The organism is Gelidibacter sp. F63206 (genome assembly GCF_023015735.1).
In genome coordinates this window covers 1-15,456 of sequence record NZ_JALKAU010000048.1, presented here as the reverse complement: position 1 = coordinate 15,456, position 15,456 = coordinate 1, and the positions used below count along the sequence as shown (strand labels likewise).

The following is a 15,456-nucleotide window of genomic DNA, read 5'->3' as shown; positions in this document are numbered from 1 at the left end:
CTTATGTTTAAGTTGTTCTTTTTGACATGAAAAAAACCAGTAATTTGAAAAACTTGAGAAATGTGAAAAACCTCAATTCATTAGTTCGTTTTAGTTGGATTGTGATACTTTCCTTGCTGCTTTCTAATTGTAAATCTGCCCAAATATCAAAACACTTGGAAAAATCAATGAGCTCTAATTTTTATGAGCCTCAGTTTACTGGCCTTATGGTTTACAATCCAAGGACAAAGGACACGGTTTTTAATTATAACGCCGAGCGCTATTTTACGCCTGCCAGTAATACCAAGATATTTACTCTTTTTACTGGGTTGCAATACTTGCCCGAACAAATTCCGGCGCTTAAGTATGCCATAAATGGAGATACTTTATTTATAAAGGGAACGGGAGATCCCAGCTTTTTACATCCTTATTTTAAGGATAGTACGGCGCTCAATTTTATAAACAATTATAAAACCGTAAAACTCATTACTGGCAATTATGCAAATGATAAATTCGGTCCGGGTTGGGCCTGGGAAGATTACGATACCTATTACAGTCCAGAGCGTAGTGCCTTTCCTCTTTACGGAAATGTACTGTCCATCTCTAATACAAGTGGTTTGCACACCTATCCAAAATTTCTAAAGGCTCAGACGGATTACACAAATCTGAATAAACGTCGTGATTTTAATGAGAATAACTTCTACTATAAATTGTCGCGAAAAGATACTATTCATGTGCCATTCGTCTTGGATACTACCATGGTTAAACAATTATGGAATGATCTTTTGCCAGGTAAGGTGGAACTTATATCTGATAGTTCTGTGGTTACAGATCAGACGTTATATAGTATTCCTGCGGATAGTTTATACAAGCGCATGATGCATGTAAGTGACAACTTTTTGGCTGAACAGATTTTGATTTTGGCCTCCTCAACGATTTCTGATACATTAGACGCAGATACCATCCGGAAATCCATTCTCGAAAACCAACTTAAAGATTTGAAACAAAAGCCAAAATGGCGAGATGGCTCCGGTTTGAGTAATTACAATCTCTTTACGCCTTTATCTCTTGTTCAGGTTTTGGAGAAGCTTTACATCGAAATACCAAGAGAACGCCTGTTCAATTTCTTTCCTGCCGGCGGGGTTAGCGGGACGCTTAAAAATTGGTACGCTGGAGAAAACGGCCCATACGTATTTGCCAAAACCGGCACCTTGTCTAGCGCGAGTACTTTAAGTGGTTATTTGCTGACCAATTCTGGAGACGTTTTGATCTTTAGCTTTATGAACAATAATTACAACACATCTACCAATAAGGTCAAAGAACATATGCAGGCTGTACTGGAATATTTAAGAGATAATTACTAATTGAAAGCTTTACTTTCCATAATAAATGGCATTCCTAAAATTGCTTTCTTTGGTCTTTAAATCGATCAAGAATCCGTTGACCACCGCATAATCTACACTGCCATCCTTTTGAAGTACAAAATTGGGATTGTTGCCTATGTTCACGTAAAATCCTGGAACTTTTTGATCCTTGTCCAAAATGTTAATTGGAACGGAGATGTCTTTATCCTTTTGCGAAAATTGTGCCAATCTCACATACGTATAACCTGACTTTAAAAGCCCGTAGATGTCCATGGATTCCAGATCTTTTATGGTTTGAACGATTTCAGGATACACTTTTCCTTCGATTAATCGATAACCGGTAGCATCAACAGTTTCGTAACCATAAAACGTGGAGAGATCTCCTTTTTCAACAATGCTGCCCACATTGTAAAAAGTGTCGTAGTTTTTGTCCTGAACCTCCAAATGATTGATTCCTATATCGAGTATATAATCCTTTCCTAAAAGTTTATGGGTAAATCGTTCTATTTTTAAATCGAATAATTTGCGGTCGTTTTGCGGGATTTTCTCATAGTCTTCAATTGAAATGTTTTTATAATCTCCATTGGCAATTGTATAACAAGCAGATAAAATAGATACAAAATTGAGTTTTCTGATTTCTTGTTTTTCGACGTCGTTTTTAAATCCGCCGGACTCAATTAAAATGGCACTTGTTCCCCATTTTTGAATGTTGTCCCCAAATGCACGTGGTTCAAAGTCGTCGTTATAACGCCCCACTTGTCCTGGTGCATACTTTTGGATGATATTGTTCATAAAAACAATGACTTTCATGGCATTTCCACGGACGTCATTGATCTCTTTTTCATAATTATAGGCTGGTGCCAAATAAGAAATGGTGGCAGGTTTAGGTGTGCGTTCGGCATTATAATAGGTGCTTTGATCGTGAAGATTGAAGCCGAAATCGGCATCCAAACTATCGCGGATGCGTTTTAAAATTTGCCCCTCTGGCGATTGGAGCATGAGTGCATCCCTATTGATATCAATCCCCAAGGCGTTACGTCTTGAAAAGATTTCGGCCCCATCCGGATTGAGCATCGGCATAAAGTGGAGCGTCAGTTTACTTAATAGTTCTTCTTTTTCGGTTTTAAAATCGTCGCTATTAAAGAAGTTAAAAATGTCGAAAATGGCTTGGGTTGCGGTAGGTTCATCACCGTGCATTTGAGACCATAAAAAGACATTGATGTCTCCAGTACCAATACTGATCAAACTGATGTTTTTTCCTTTGATACTTTCACCCACTTTTTGAACGGTATAAGCAGGGTTGTTCTTTAACTTGAGAATCAAGGGTTGAATATCCTCATGCTTGATTCGGCGGTTGTCCAAGCTCGGTTCTTTATATTTTGGATAGCTATCGTACAGACTTGTAGTCATATCGCCTACTTGCGCCATACCGGAAAGTGATATGATTGCGCCTATTAAAAAGAATATGGATCTCATGGTTTATCTTTTGTGTTTGTTAAATCAATGTACGTTAATTAAGTGACGCATGATCACCTTAGGATTTTTCGGGTGCTGGTTTTAGATTGAGCTTTTTTGTTCGTCTTCTAACGGCTTCCATAAAATCGTCTCCTGGATCTGTTTTTTTTGTTCTATAGCCATCGTCTGTTTCCAACCAGAACTCATGATCTTCAAATTGAGTGTATTCAGAATGACCAATAAGGTATTCAATAGGATACTTTTCGGTTAAATATTTCACTAACCAAGCATTCGCTCTTATTTGGGCTTTAGTCAGCGGCACATCTTTTGTGCCTCCCACATTTTCCACGCCAATGGCCACGTGGTTTAAACCTATCACGTGTCGTGCCATATGTGTTTCAGGCATTAATCTGTATATGGTTCCATCTAGGTCCACCAAAAACTGCGAGGACACATTCAGTGCGCTTGCGGTGGCAATTTCTGGTCGGCTTGGTAGTTGTGGCTGATTGAACGCTTCAAAGGTTTTTTCCATGGTTGGAATTACTGTATAATGCAGAACAATCATTTTGGGTTCAATGGTAGGAGTGTCTTGCTCTAAACCATAGCGCGTGGCTAAGTATTCTTTGGTAAGCTCAATGCGCTCTTCGTTAAAAACAATTGGTTTGTCTACTATTTCTTTAGAGGTGCCACAGGCATAAAACAATAAGAGGCTGATGCAAAGGAGGGAATATTTCATTATCGTAAATTAGATGGAAATATCAAATTTAACGAAATTATTTGTTACGAGTGAGAATTAAAATACTACCCTCTAAATAAAAAGAAATGCTTTTTCATATCTTCAATTTGTGCATCTTCATTGGTAATGATATAATCGATGGCTTTCGAGGTGAATTCATCACCTTTTTCGGTGAGCGATACGATTTTATTGTCAATGAGAATCATATTGTTTTTAAGCGCCAAATCCAATACGGTTTTGCTTTTTATTTTTTGCCAATTGATATGTTCGTTAAGATGGTTGACATGGCGCTCTTCCACTTCACTATGGTTTTTAAGATGGAGTAAAAAGGTCAGTAACAACACCTCAATGCGTTGACGTTTTTCTCGGTACATTACCGCAATTAATCCCTTGCTCGGGGCGAATAAATAAACAAGAAAGAACACCACGCCAAGCATGGTTGCAATGGAGCCAGCAATGGAGGCGTCAAGCCAATGGGCTACCCAATATCCTGAAATAGCACTAAAAACTCCGAAAAATACGGCGAGTCCGAGCATTTTTTTAAGATCTGTGGTCAGTAAATAAGCACAGGCAGCGGGAGCAATCATCAGTGCAACAACTAAGATAGCCCCAACGGCATCAAAAGCGCCAACGGTTGTAATAGATGCCATAGTCATGAGTCCGTAATGGATGACTACAGGTGAGAATCCTAAGGAGGCGGATAAGCCGGCATCAAATGTACTCACCTTTAACTCCTTGAAAAAGGCGATTAATAATCCGATGGTAGTCATTAAAATGATTCCAATAACCCATAAGGATTTCGGTCCGATATCTGTGTCGCCAACCGTTAATCTATCGAAAGGTGCAAACGCCAATTCACCTAATAGCACTGCGTCCACATCCAAATGGATGTCATTGGCGTTTTTTGCAATCATGATAACACCAATACTGAATAGGGCTGGAAACACCAACCCGATGGCGGTATCTTCTTTTACCAAACCTGTTTTTTGGATGCGCTCTACTAATATAACCGTAATGACGCCTGAAAGCGCGGCCAGTAAAATGAGTAGGGGCGAGTTGAGGTCTTGGGTGATAAAAAAGCCAACGACGAGGCCTGGGAGTATGGAATGGCTAATGGCATCACTGATCATCGCCATTTTACGGAGCACCAAAAAGGTTCCTGGAATGGCACAGGCGATAGCAACCAAACTTGCAATAAGCTGTATTTCAAATTGGGCACTACTCATGTTTTTTGATATTTTGATTGTATAGGTTGGCTGCGGTTTCAAACCCTTCTTCCGTCAGACTCCACATGGTGCCATCTAAAGTCACATAGTTTTTATCGACCAATTTTTGAAGTGTCTTGCGCGTAAACCCTTGAAAATTGTTTAGAATTTTTATAGTATGAGGATGCGAAATATCCTCGTGGGTCTCTGCAATATGATACATAAAAGCCAGTGTTTTTTGAAATTCTAAATCGCGTCTATTCTTTATGAATCGGATTTGACGGAACAACAAACCTCTACCTGGTGAAAAAACGAAAGAAAAAACAACAAATACAGACGCCACAATAACAATTACTGGACCTGTAGAAAGATTATCCTGACTAGCACTGATGGCCGTTCCAAAAACCCCCGAAAAGGCACCGAAAATTGCGGCCAGAAACACCATCTTCCCTAAACTGTTGGTCCATTGGCGCGCCGCTGCAGCAGGCGCCAATAACATGGCGCTCATAAGCACTACGCCAACCGTCTGTAGGCCCAATACAATAGCCAACACAATAAATGAGGTAATGAGAACATCAATGAATTTGGTGTTGAACCCTAAGGTTTTGGTGTAATCGGGGTCAAAAAGCAAAAGTTTGAACTCCTTCCAGAATAGTAACATGACCAACAAGCAAATTCCTGTAATGATCGCCATTAACCAGACATCACTTTCAACCAAGGTGGCGGCTTGTCCGAATAAATATTTGTCCAGTCCGGCCTGATTGGCATTAGGTTGTTTCTGGATGAATGTCAGTAAAAGCATCCCAAATCCGAAGAAAAGTGAAAGAATAAGGCCTAATGCGGTATCCGACTTTAAATGGGTTTTGGTAACGATACCTCTGATCCAAAAAGTGCCTATAAGTCCGCTGACCAAGGCGCCGAGCAGAAGGGTATTGGTGTCTTTTGCGCCAGTAATGAGAAAAGCTAAGGCAATCCCCGGAAGGGCCGCGTGCGAAATGGCGTCACCAAGCAAACTCTGTTTTCGCAATACCGCGAAACTCCCGAGCATACCCGTAACAGCACCCAAAATGGCGGTGCCCAAGGTGATGGTTCGAAGCGTGTAATCACTGAAGACTAAAGAGAAGTATTCTTGTAAGTTCATATCCTATTCCTGCGGAGGCAGGAATCTTTTTTTATTTTATAGTTTTGAATCGTTGCAATGGTTTTCATATGTTTATTTCTCTCAAACCTTTCAGGTTTTTAAAACCTTAAAGGTTCTACTCGATTTCTGTCAACTCCCGCCTATTTTCTTCATTACTATTCATGCGTTGATTAAATCTCTGATTTTATTGATGATCAGACTTCTTTTAATGAGATTAACCAAATGGAACCAGAAAGATTCCTGCATTCGCAGGAAATTTATTTCTGCACACTCACCTTATAGTTAATACCATAGGTTTTGGTCAAATTATCATCGTTAAAAATATCTTTTACAGGACCTGTGGCGATTTTTTTAACGTTCAAAAACGTAACCCAATCAAAATATTCTGGAACGGTTTGCAAATCGTGATGCACAACCACCACTGTTTTTCCTGCTTTTCGCAATTCCTTTAAAATATTGATGATGGCGATTTCTGTGGTGGCATCTACGCCTTGAAAGGGCTCATCCATAAAATAAATAGAAGCATCCTGAACCAAAGCTCTCGCCAAAAATATCCGCTGTTGTTGACCGCCAGAAAGCTGGCTGATCTGTCTGTCTTTAAAGGGGAGCATGCCCACTTTTTCCAAAGCTTCCAATGCGGCTTTCTTTTCCTTGACACCGGGGCGTTTAATCCATCCTAAACTGCCGTAAGTGCCCATCATCACAACATCTAATGCCACCGTAGGGAAATCCCAATCCACACTTCCTTTTTGTGGCACGTAAGCCACATGCGAACGTTGTTTGTGGTAAGGTTCACCATAAATAGTAACACTCCCGGCAATAGGCTTAAGAATGCCCAATATGGCTTTGATCAAGGTCGATTTTCCAGCGCCGTTAGGTCCAACAATAGCCATTAAAACACCTTCAGGAATTTCAAGATCGATATCCCATAGTACAGGCTTGTAATTGTAGGCTACAGTTAAATCGTCCACCTTTACAGCCACAACCCCTGCACCTGCCATGTCGGCAGATAGGGAGGCAGGAGTCTCATCCTTTGAATGTGCGTTTTTAATATTGTTCATTAATTTCATTTTATTTGACTTTTGCCCTGTTTAAAAAATGACGAGTTTGAGTTTGTTGGTCATCTTGTTTTTGAAAATTTGCCAATTCTTAAGTAAAGCAGAAATAGCTTCAAATCTTTAAGAACACTCTGCCATTTGTTTTATTCAGACCAGCAGGGTTTTCCTCCTTCGACGGAGAGGTTGAAACCTTACAGGTCACGGTGACTGCAACTGCAAACTGCCAGCTTATTTCAAGGCATTCACAATCGTATTCACATTATATTTAAACATCCCGATATATGTCCCTTCGGCAGTGCCGGCATTTCCTAAGGCATCAGAATACAAGGTGCCCCCAATTTCGACATGCTGGCTTTTTGAGTTTACCGCCGCCTGAAGTGCTTCAATGGTGCGCCTTGGTACTGAACTCTCCACAAAAATGGCTTTTATCTTATTTTCAATAATAAAGTTAGACAAATTTTGTACATCCTGAACACCGGCTTCTGTAGCTGTTGATAGTCCTTGTAGGCCAACCACCTCAAATCCGTAGGCTTTTCCAAAATAATTGAAGGCATCATGAGCGGTGACCAAAATTCTTTTTTCTTTGGGAAGGGTCTCGATTATGGATTTAATCTCCGCATCCAAAACTTTTAGTTTTTCAAGATAGTTCTTGCCATTTTCTTCAAAGAGATCTTTGTTTTCTGGATCTGCTTCTGACAGTTTTTGCACTACAAAAGTTGTGATGAGTTCCCAATTTTGGACATCAAACCAAATATGCGGATCGTAATTGGATGCAAAATATTCTGAGCCTATTAAGGTGTTTTTATCCAAAGCGTCTGAAACGGCAATAGTTTTAATGTTCTGACGCTCCATTTTTTCAAAAACATCAACCAGTTTCCCCTCTAAATGCAAGCCGCCATAAAAGATCAAATCGGCATTGGCTAATTTAGTGACATCTCCGGCACTGGCTTTATATAAATGCGGGTCCACACCGCTACCCATCAAGCCTTGCACATTGAGTCTATCGCCACCAATTTGGTTCAACAAGTCGGTAATTAAGGTTGTAGTGGTCACAATGTTGAGGTTGCCATTGTCTGGTGTGGTGTTTTTGCACCCAAAAAGACCTAAACAAATTGATAAAGCGAAAACTATTTTTTTCATGAGCCTAAATATAAGTTACGAAATTACTAAAAAAATGAAAATGATAAGTTGATTCTTAGTGATTTCTCGTGTCAATACAAGGTGAAATTTGTAAAGTAATTGATAATCGTATGGTGGTGAAAAGCTAAAAGGTTTATTTAAGTGAACAACAGGCCAATATTAAAGACGCGCTTTAATTTAGACCTGTTGCTGAATAAATACTCACTTAAAATTTTTAGAAATAGGAACTGATTCCAAAATACCAGGAAGCGGTTTGAACGTTTGGATTGTTAAGAATATCGGTTTCCCATTGGTAACGATAATTTAATCGAAGCACGGTTTGTGAGGTTGGTCGAAAACTAATGGCTGGGGTAATTGCAAAGAGATAGTCGCCCATTTCCTGTCCGGTTTGTATAAATTTGCCTTCATTAAAATCGACATAGTCCACACGCGTCGCAAAGTTGAAAGTAGCCTCCTCCCAGTCTAATATTTTGCGTTTAATTATGGGTTGGACAATATCAAAATAATAGCCCCATTGCCTGTTGCCAAATTGTTGGGTATAGGTTTCAGGAACATCCACCCAGACATAGGCCATTTCACCAAAAATTGCAGTTCCGGTGGGCTTGATGACCGTATTAAAATCAAACGCTAATACGTCAACACGTCTTGCTTTTGTGTCCAATTCAAGGCCGTCTTCTTCAAGTTTATTATATCGGCCACCCATATACGAGAAACCTACTTCGCCGAAACTCTTATTGCCAATAGCAAGTTTGGCGGTCGCCAATGGCTGCCCGCTAAAGTTTTCGGCAAATCGCTCTGGATTTTCTTTTGCAGCTGGTAATGAAGTGCGATTAGCCTCATTATCAATAATGGAGGTATCAAATCCGTTGGTCAGATAAGCTTCATACCCAAAAATCCAATTGTCTTTATAGGTTTTACCATACAGTCCAACCCCGACGTTTGAAAATGTACCCGGAAGTAAATCAACTGCTTGATTGGGGCGTTCTACAAATTCGTATTTGGGGCCATCGTGATTTTGATTGAAAGAACCGATAGGATTAACCACGATTCCAGTTCTTAAATTGACCAAAGGATCAAAAGCGATATCAATGGCGGCATATTCTATTTCAATTTCATTTCCACCTTCTGAAAATTCAATTTCCGATAAGAATTTTATTCGTTTGGCGATGGATCCCGAAAGTAAAAGCGACATTCGGCGTGCCTGAAAAGACAGGCCGTCGGTAATGCCATCTTCAACGGCGTACACGGAGTTGGCTTCAAAATATCCGCCTATGGCAATACCAGTATTTCCAACCTGAAAAGAAGGCCTGTTATAATTGGCATCCATACTCAACTTTAAATTTGTCGTGTCAGATGGGGTACGGGTAAATTTTAAGTCTTGAGCTGATACTTCGAAATTAATCAGTAAAAATAGAAGTATAAAAAAGCTTAGTTTAGGATAGATAGATGGTGATATTTTCTGCATCAGTTGTGGTTGTAAAGGTTTGTAAATTTTCGTCTGCTGGACCTGTCATCACAGTCCCGTCATTTGTGAATTCGCTGCCATGACACGGACAGCTGTAGATGCCGCCACCAACATTGAGTTCGCAGCCTCTGTGAGTACATCGCATTAAGGACGTCACATAATTTTCATTATCCGTTCGGTAGAGGCAGAGCGGGAATTTGTAACGACTGGATTGGACCATGACAAACTCTCGTAATTGTTCGGGTTTTTGTGGGTTGATTATAAACTGTGATTTAGCAATGGTAATCACGCCGTTATTTTCATTGGTCACAGCATAATGAATGCCGCCACACGATTGCAAGAGACTTGCGGCAAAAGGTAAACCGACAAGCCCAAAACCGCAGGTTTTTAGAAATTCTTTTCTTTTCATTGCTTATAGTGAATTTAAAAATGCCAATAATTGTTCTTGTTCAAGCGCAGAAAGGCTGACATAATTGTTCTTAGAATTCTCTGCCTCACCACCATGAAGCAGTATGGCTTCTTCTATGCTCCGTGCCCGCCCGTCGTGCATTAAATAAATCTGTCCGCCTTGTGAGTCTGCCGATAAACCAAGGCCCCAAAGTGGTGGCGTACGGTATTCTGAGGTCAATGCATAGCCTTCTGTATAACCGTCATCAAGGCCTGGACCCATGTCATGGAGCAATAAATCCGTATAAGGATGGAATTCTTTATACGACAGAGCCTCAATGGGTGAATAGCTGGTGCGTAGGGTGGGCACGTGGCATGCAGCACATTGGATGTTGTTGAAAATAGCCTTTCCAGCCATGACCTTCGGGTCGTCCTCGTTTCTTGGAAGCGGGGCTTTTAAGGTTTTTAAATAGTGGACCACATCGCCAATAGTACGTTTGGAAACTTCAGGATCATTTGGTAAACCGTCGTAAGGTTCATTAGGTTGGAAAATGGATACGATACCCATATCTTGATTATAGGCATCAACGGTTTGATGTAGAAGATCATAAGTACTCGATTTTTTACCAAAACGGAAAATGTATCGGCCATTTTTTGGAATGCTATTTTCGCGTAAGTTGACGTAATCCGGCGGGTAATTATAGTGCGGACGACCGCTAATTCCGTCGCCATTGACATCATCAGGATCGGCCATGGCCAAAATATCGGCATCACTTACGGCATCCAAATAGCCCAAACCTGTAACGGCGGGTCCAATAAACAAACTAAATGGTGCCCCTTCTGGTAATACTTGAGGTTGATATCCTGGGATAGCCTTGTTTTGTAATTGGTTGCGTTTATCGCCAAAAGTAGCAAACGGATTCCCTAAACTATCGCTTTGACCAAATCTGATAAAGCCGTTAAAAGGATGTCCTTTCCCATCCCCAGCGTGGCAGGCAGCACAATGGTTGCCAACAAAAACAGGACCCAGTCCTTTTTCAACTGTAAATATCTCATCGTTAAAAGCGATATCACCATGTAGGAACTGTATCTGTTCTTGAGTGGTCAGGCCTTCAATAGGGCCGTCCAATAATTGATTCTCTTCAGGTTCACGAGGGGCGTAAAAGTCATTGAGGCTCTCACATGATAAAGTGATCATGGAAAGTACCACAGAACTCATAATAAAAAGCAGTATTCTGTTTTTCATGTTGCTAACAATAAATTTATATCTATCAAATAAAAAGTTTAGACAAAGCTAAATAATCTTTTTGTCTAAAAAAAATTTATATTTGTCATTAATTATTATTGACTATGACCTTTGCCGAAGAAAATTACTTAAAAGCCATTTACCACCTCGAAAATCAAACGCCTAATGAGGTTTCTACCAATGCGTTGGCTGAAGAGATGCAAACCAAAGCCTCTTCAGTAACTGATATGATCAAGAAATTGGCAGATAAAAACATGGTTGTTTATATACCCTACCAAGGCGTCACTTTGTCTCAGGCCGGACGCGCTCATGCCGTAAAAGTGGTTCGGAAACATCGGTTATGGGAAGTATTCCTGTTAGAAAAACTCAACTTTTCTTGGGATGAGGTTCATGATGTTGCCGAACAACTGGAACATATCAAATCAGAAAAACTAACCGATAAGCTTGATGAGTTTTTGGATTTTCCGAAAGTGGACCCACACGGAGATCCTATTCCTGATAAACAAGGCAATTTTGAAACCATCGATAAAATAAGCCTTTCTGATGCCCAGGAAGGTCTGTCTTACGTGTGTATTGGGGTTCATGATAGCTCGAGCGACTTCTTAAAGTATTTGGACGCGAATCATATCAGTCTTGGTACGACTATTGAAATTATCCATAAAGAACCTTTTGATAATTCTGTAAAGATCAAATTCAATGACGTTGAATTGGTAGTTTCAGAAAATGTGGCTAAAAACCTGTTCTTACAGGAATCTTAGCCTCTTTTATATTTTATCAGCTAAAATAGGACAACTCAGATTTTCTTATTCCCGTCATTTTAAAATTCAGTAACTTGGGCTTTCAAATTTAATTCTATTTGTATGGTCCGTTTCTTTAGTCTCTTAGTAAGCCTTTTTAGTCTTCAATTTGCCCTTGCGCAAACGCAGAAAATACCTTTTCAGCCCATGGATGTCTTCGCATTGGAGTGGGCTACTGATCCTCAGATTTCTCCTGATGGTACGCAGATTGTTTACAAAAGAAATGGGTTTGACATCATGAAGGATAATGCCAACGGGAATCTATGGATTATCAATACTGACGGCACTTCGCATCGTAAATTGACCTCAAGGGAAGTCAGTGAATCACAAGCAAGTTGGTCGCCAACGGGAGATCGTATAGTGTTTTCAAGTACTACAGATGAAGGCTCAGAAATATATATGTATTGGACAGCAACAGGTCAAATTGCAAAAATTTCGCAATTGGAAAAATCGCCAAGTTCCTTAACCTGGTCGCCTGACGGGAAATGGATTGCTTTTACGATGTTTATTTCAGAAAAACCACCTGTTGTAGCCAAATTACCAGAAAAACCAAAAGGTGCCAAATGGGCGGAATCGGCACGAATTACCGACCGACTCAAACATGAAGCTGATGGCAGTGGCTATATGGAACCCGGATTTACCCATGTTTTTATAATCCCTGCCGAAGGTGGTACCGCCAGACAATTGACCAGGGATAATTACAGCCACCGTGGAAATCTGTCCTTTTCTCCAGATGGGAAAGAGATTTATTTTTCTTCCAACCGATTTGAAGATTGGGAATACCGATTTAGAAATAGCGAAGTTTATAAAGTGAATGTTGATACCCAACAAATAACCGCATTGACCTCTCAAGATGGACCGGATCATTCGCCTCAGGTATCGCCTGACGGAAAAACGGTAGCCTATCTGGGGTTTGAAGATCGTGTTCAGGACCATCAAAACACCTTATTGCATTTGATGAATAGCGACGGCAGCAATAAACGCATCATTTCTTCAAATTTTGATAATAGTGTTTCTGATATTACTTGGGATTCAAATGGCAAAGGCCTGTATTTTATGTATGACGAAAAGGGCAATTCTAAAATAGGCCATATTACAACTTCAGGGAAAATCACAAAACTGGCCGACAATGTTGGCGGAACAACCATAGGAAGGCCTTATGCCTCTGGATCCTATTCAGTATCGCAGAATGGGACTTTGGTGTACACCCAAACCCGTCCAGAATATCCAGCGGAGTTGGCGGTCATCCAAAATAAAAAAGAGTCGCGGTTAATTACCAATTTAAATGCCGATGTGCTTGCTTTCCGTGAGTTAGGCAAAACAGAGGAAGTTTGGTACAAATCGACTTTTGATGGCAGGGACATTCAAGGTTGGATTGTCAAGCCTCCCTTTTATGATGCCTCTAAAAAATATCCACTGTTAGTGGAAAATCACGGCGGTCCGATTTTGAATTATGGCGACCGATTTACGGCTGAAATCCAGTTGTTCGCTGCTGCAGGCTATGTGGTGTTTTATCCAAATCCGCGAGGAAGCACGAGTTACGGTGAGGAATTCGGGAATTTATTAAAGAATAATTATCCGGGACAAGATTATAATGATGTGATGGATGGTGTGGATTATCTGGTTGAAAAAGGTATTGTAGATAATGATAAATTATACGTGACAGGTGGCAGTGCCGGCGGAATCATGACCACTTGGATGATTGGAAAGAACCATCGCTTTAAAGCTGCCGCTGTAATAAAACCTGTGGTCAATTGGATCAGCAAAACCTTGGTAGCCGACAATTATTATGGCTATGCCGAAAAGCGCTATGAAGGACAACCTTGGGAGAATTTTGAAACCTATTGGAAATTCTCACCTATTTCCTTGGTGGGTAATATAGAAACCCCAACGATGGTCATGGTCGGGATGAACGATTTAAGAACCCCACCAAGTGAATCAAAACAGCTATACCACGCTTTAAAACTTAGAAAAGTAGAAACGGTTTTAGTCGAAATTCCCGAGGCCTATCATAATATCGCGCAACGACCAAGTAATTTGATCAGCAAGGTGGCGCATATTTTGGCTTGGTTTGAGAAGTATAGGTAGGACTGAAAAATGAAGAAAGAAAATAGAGAAAAGAAAATAGAATAAAGAGACAAGATTCAGGAACCAAGACTTGGGAGGTTTGTACGTCCCTGATATAGGTTGACCACTTAAAGCGTGGAAAACTATGAAAGCAAATGTACGGAGTATCCGCAAGCAGCGTAAATACTCAATTGAATTTAAGAAAAAGATTGTTGCAGATTTTGAAAGTGGTAAGTATAGTGTGCCTCAATTAGAGAAGCTGCATGGTGTTGGGAATTCTACAATCTATAGTTGGATTTATAAATTCTCTACCTTTAACGAACAAGGATTTAGAATTATAGAGATGAAGGACAGCAGCAACAAAAGGATGAAAGAACTCGAAGCCCGTGTAAAGGAGCTTGAGAGAACTGTAGGCCGCAAGCAGATAATGATTGATTATCTAGAAAAGATGATGGAGATTGCCAAGGATGAACTTGACATCGATATCAAAAAAAACTTCGGCACCCCACAATCAACTGGTTCCGGGAGAACAAACAAAAAATGAGTTTTTCCCTGAACAGTCTCTATAAAGAGGTCGGTCTGAGCAAACAGGCCGTTGCCCAGTACGGCACTAGGCAAAAGATCTTTGATAGCAAAACAGCACAGCTGGTCCTTGAAGCAGACGAACTGCGGGAGGACCATCCAGGTTGTGGGGTTGAGAAAATGTACTATACACTTAAACCCAACTTTATGGGAAGGGATCGGTTTATAGAACTTATGATGGAACTTGGGTATCGTTTGAAGCGTAAAAAGAACTATAGAAGAACAACTATCGCTTCAAAGATCTATTATCCCAACCTTATAAAAGGAATGAAAATTGACCGTCCATCAATGGTATGGCAGTCTGATATTACCTATATACCCATTGGGGACAGACACTATTACGCTGTTTTTATAATAGATGTCTATACCAAGAAGATTGTAGGCTATAAGGTCTCTGAAAACATGAGAGCACAGGCGAATATGGATGCCTTAAAGATGGCGTTGAACGAAAACGAGGCTCCTTTGTTCCATCACAGTGACAGAGGAAGTCAATATACCTATAAAGAGTACATCAGCCTTCTAAAGGACAATGGGAGTCAAATAAGTATGGCACTCAACGCACAGGATAATGCTTTTGCTGAGCGTATCAACAGAACCATAAAAGAGGAATATTTGAATCATTGGAAACCTAAGGACTTCGGTCAATTAAAAAGAATGACAGCAAAAGCAGTAAGGAATTATAACAGTAAAAGATTACATAATAATAACGACAGAATGAGTCCTGAAAGGTTCATAAAACAATTTTCTGTTTTGAGGCATCAAGAAAGGAAATTGATGACTATTTTTAACAATGAAAATTAATTAAAAACGGTCAACTCTAATCAGGGAAGTTCA

General features: G+C 40.2%; 14 protein-coding genes. 5 read left to right on the top strand and 9 right to left on the bottom strand.

Annotated features, from left to right (window positions below):
- Positions 1 to 44: 44 nt before the first annotated feature.
- Positions 45 to 1,343 (top strand): D-alanyl-D-alanine carboxypeptidase, encoded by a 1,299-nt coding sequence (locus MWU32_RS01760; RefSeq protein ID WP_246937217.1) that lies wholly within the window; start codon positions 45 to 47, stop codon positions 1,341 to 1,343.
- 9 nt (positions 1,344 to 1,352) lie between these two features.
- Here MWU32_RS01760 and MWU32_RS01755 read toward each other — a convergent pair whose 3' ends face one another.
- The 9 genes from MWU32_RS01755 to MWU32_RS01715 all read right to left on the bottom strand — a co-directional run bounded on the left by MWU32_RS01755 (position 1,353) and on the right by MWU32_RS01715 (position 11,176).
- Entirely contained in the window at positions 1,353 to 2,819 is a 1,467-nt protein-coding gene (locus MWU32_RS01755) for a M14 family zinc carboxypeptidase (RefSeq protein WP_246937215.1), read from the bottom strand.
- A gap of 58 nt (positions 2,820 to 2,877) precedes the next feature.
- Positions 2,878 to 3,534, bottom strand: a complete 657-nt coding sequence (locus MWU32_RS01750; protein WP_246937213.1) for an N-acetylmuramoyl-L-alanine amidase — start codon at positions 3,532 to 3,534, stop codon at positions 2,878 to 2,880.
- Between the two features lie 65 nt (positions 3,535 to 3,599).
- Positions 3,600 to 4,760, bottom strand: coding sequence for a metal ABC transporter permease (locus MWU32_RS01745; RefSeq protein ID WP_246937211.1), 1,161 nt, complete (start codon positions 4,758 to 4,760; stop codon positions 3,600 to 3,602).
- Positions 4,753 to 5,880, bottom strand: coding sequence for a metal ABC transporter permease (locus MWU32_RS01740; RefSeq protein WP_246937209.1), 1,128 nt, complete (start codon positions 5,878 to 5,880; stop codon positions 4,753 to 4,755). The genes MWU32_RS01745 and MWU32_RS01740 overlap by 8 nt, the downstream gene beginning before the upstream one ends.
- A gap of 257 nt (positions 5,881 to 6,137) precedes the next feature.
- Positions 6,138 to 6,881 (bottom strand): metal ABC transporter ATP-binding protein, encoded by a 744-nt coding sequence (locus tag MWU32_RS01735; protein ID WP_246937245.1) that lies wholly within the window; start codon positions 6,879 to 6,881, stop codon positions 6,138 to 6,140.
- Positions 6,882 to 7,166: 285 nt separating this feature from the next.
- Complete coding sequence (locus MWU32_RS01730) at positions 7,167 to 8,078, bottom strand: metal ABC transporter solute-binding protein, Zn/Mn family (RefSeq protein ID WP_246937207.1); 912 nt, start codon at positions 8,076 to 8,078, stop codon at positions 7,167 to 7,169.
- Between the two features lie 214 nt (positions 8,079 to 8,292).
- Positions 8,293 to 9,543, bottom strand: a complete 1,251-nt coding sequence (locus tag MWU32_RS01725; RefSeq protein WP_246937205.1) for a porin — start codon at positions 9,541 to 9,543, stop codon at positions 8,293 to 8,295.
- The gene (locus MWU32_RS01720) at positions 9,512 to 9,952 is read right to left on the bottom strand and encodes a Rieske 2Fe-2S domain-containing protein (protein ID WP_246937203.1); all 441 of its coding nucleotides are present in this window, start codon (positions 9,950 to 9,952) and stop codon (positions 9,512 to 9,514) included. Before MWU32_RS01720 ends, MWU32_RS01725 begins: the two co-directional genes overlap by 32 nt.
- Before the next feature lie 3 nt (positions 9,953 to 9,955).
- Positions 9,956 to 11,176 (bottom strand): di-heme oxidoredictase family protein, encoded by a 1,221-nt coding sequence (locus MWU32_RS01715; RefSeq protein WP_246937201.1) that lies wholly within the window; start codon positions 11,174 to 11,176, stop codon positions 9,956 to 9,958.
- Between the two features lie 104 nt (positions 11,177 to 11,280).
- On the opposite strand from MWU32_RS01715, the gene MWU32_RS01710 reads away from it, so the two are divergent.
- The 4 genes from MWU32_RS01710 to MWU32_RS01695 all read left to right on the top strand — a co-directional run bounded on the left by MWU32_RS01710 (position 11,281) and on the right by MWU32_RS01695 (position 15,423).
- A complete protein-coding gene (locus tag MWU32_RS01710; RefSeq protein ID WP_246937200.1) occupies positions 11,281 to 11,934 on the top strand; it encodes a metal-dependent transcriptional regulator in 654 nt (217 codons plus the stop codon).
- A gap of 102 nt (positions 11,935 to 12,036) precedes the next feature.
- On the top strand, positions 12,037 to 14,061 hold the full coding sequence (locus MWU32_RS01705; RefSeq protein ID WP_246937197.1) for a S9 family peptidase: 2,025 nt from the start codon (positions 12,037 to 12,039) through the stop codon (positions 14,059 to 14,061).
- A gap of 124 nt (positions 14,062 to 14,185) precedes the next feature.
- Positions 14,186 to 14,584, top strand: coding sequence for a transposase (locus MWU32_RS01700; RefSeq protein WP_246937070.1), 399 nt, complete (start codon positions 14,186 to 14,188; stop codon positions 14,582 to 14,584).
- A complete protein-coding gene (locus MWU32_RS01695; protein WP_246937068.1) occupies positions 14,581 to 15,423 on the top strand; it encodes an IS3 family transposase in 843 nt (280 codons plus the stop codon). Before MWU32_RS01700 ends, MWU32_RS01695 begins: the two co-directional genes overlap by 4 nt.
- Positions 15,424 to 15,456 lie beyond the last annotated feature (33 nt).

What these genes read in the sequence shown, in the direction of transcription:
- MWU32_RS01755 (WP_246937215.1), bottom strand. Translation starts at nt 2,819, where the DNA reads ATGAGATCCATATTCTTTTTAATAGGCGCAATCATATCACTTTCCGGT.
- MWU32_RS01750 (WP_246937213.1), bottom strand. Translation starts at nt 3,534, where the DNA reads ATGAAATATTCCCTCCTTTGCATCAGCCTCTTATTGTTTTATGCCTGT.
- MWU32_RS01695 (WP_246937068.1), top strand. Translation starts at nt 14,581, where the DNA reads ATGAGTTTTTCCCTGAACAGTCTCTATAAAGAGGTCGGTCTGAGCAAA.
- MWU32_RS01700 (WP_246937070.1), top strand. Translation starts at nt 14,186, where the DNA reads ATGAAAGCAAATGTACGGAGTATCCGCAAGCAGCGTAAATACTCAATT.
- MWU32_RS01735 (WP_246937245.1), bottom strand. Translation starts at nt 6,881, where the DNA reads ATGGCAGGTGCAGGGGTTGTGGCTGTAAAGGTGGACGATTTAACTGTA.
- MWU32_RS01705 (WP_246937197.1), top strand. Translation starts at nt 12,037, where the DNA reads ATGGTCCGTTTCTTTAGTCTCTTAGTAAGCCTTTTTAGTCTTCAATTT.
- MWU32_RS01745 (WP_246937211.1), bottom strand. Translation starts at nt 4,760, where the DNA reads ATGAGTAGTGCCCAATTTGAAATACAGCTTATTGCAAGTTTGGTTGCT.
- MWU32_RS01730 (WP_246937207.1), bottom strand. Translation starts at nt 8,078, where the DNA reads ATGAAAAAAATAGTTTTCGCTTTATCAATTTGTTTAGGTCTTTTTGGG.
- MWU32_RS01710 (WP_246937200.1), top strand. Translation starts at nt 11,281, where the DNA reads ATGACCTTTGCCGAAGAAAATTACTTAAAAGCCATTTACCACCTCGAA.
- MWU32_RS01740 (WP_246937209.1), bottom strand. Translation starts at nt 5,880, where the DNA reads ATGAACTTACAAGAATACTTCTCTTTAGTCTTCAGTGATTACACGCTT.
- MWU32_RS01715 (WP_246937201.1), bottom strand. Translation starts at nt 11,176, where the DNA reads ATGAAAAACAGAATACTGCTTTTTATTATGAGTTCTGTGGTACTTTCC.
- MWU32_RS01720 (WP_246937203.1), bottom strand. Translation starts at nt 9,952, where the DNA reads ATGAAAAGAAAAGAATTTCTAAAAACCTGCGGTTTTGGGCTTGTCGGT.
- MWU32_RS01725 (WP_246937205.1), bottom strand. Translation starts at nt 9,543, where the DNA reads ATGCAGAAAATATCACCATCTATCTATCCTAAACTAAGCTTTTTTATA.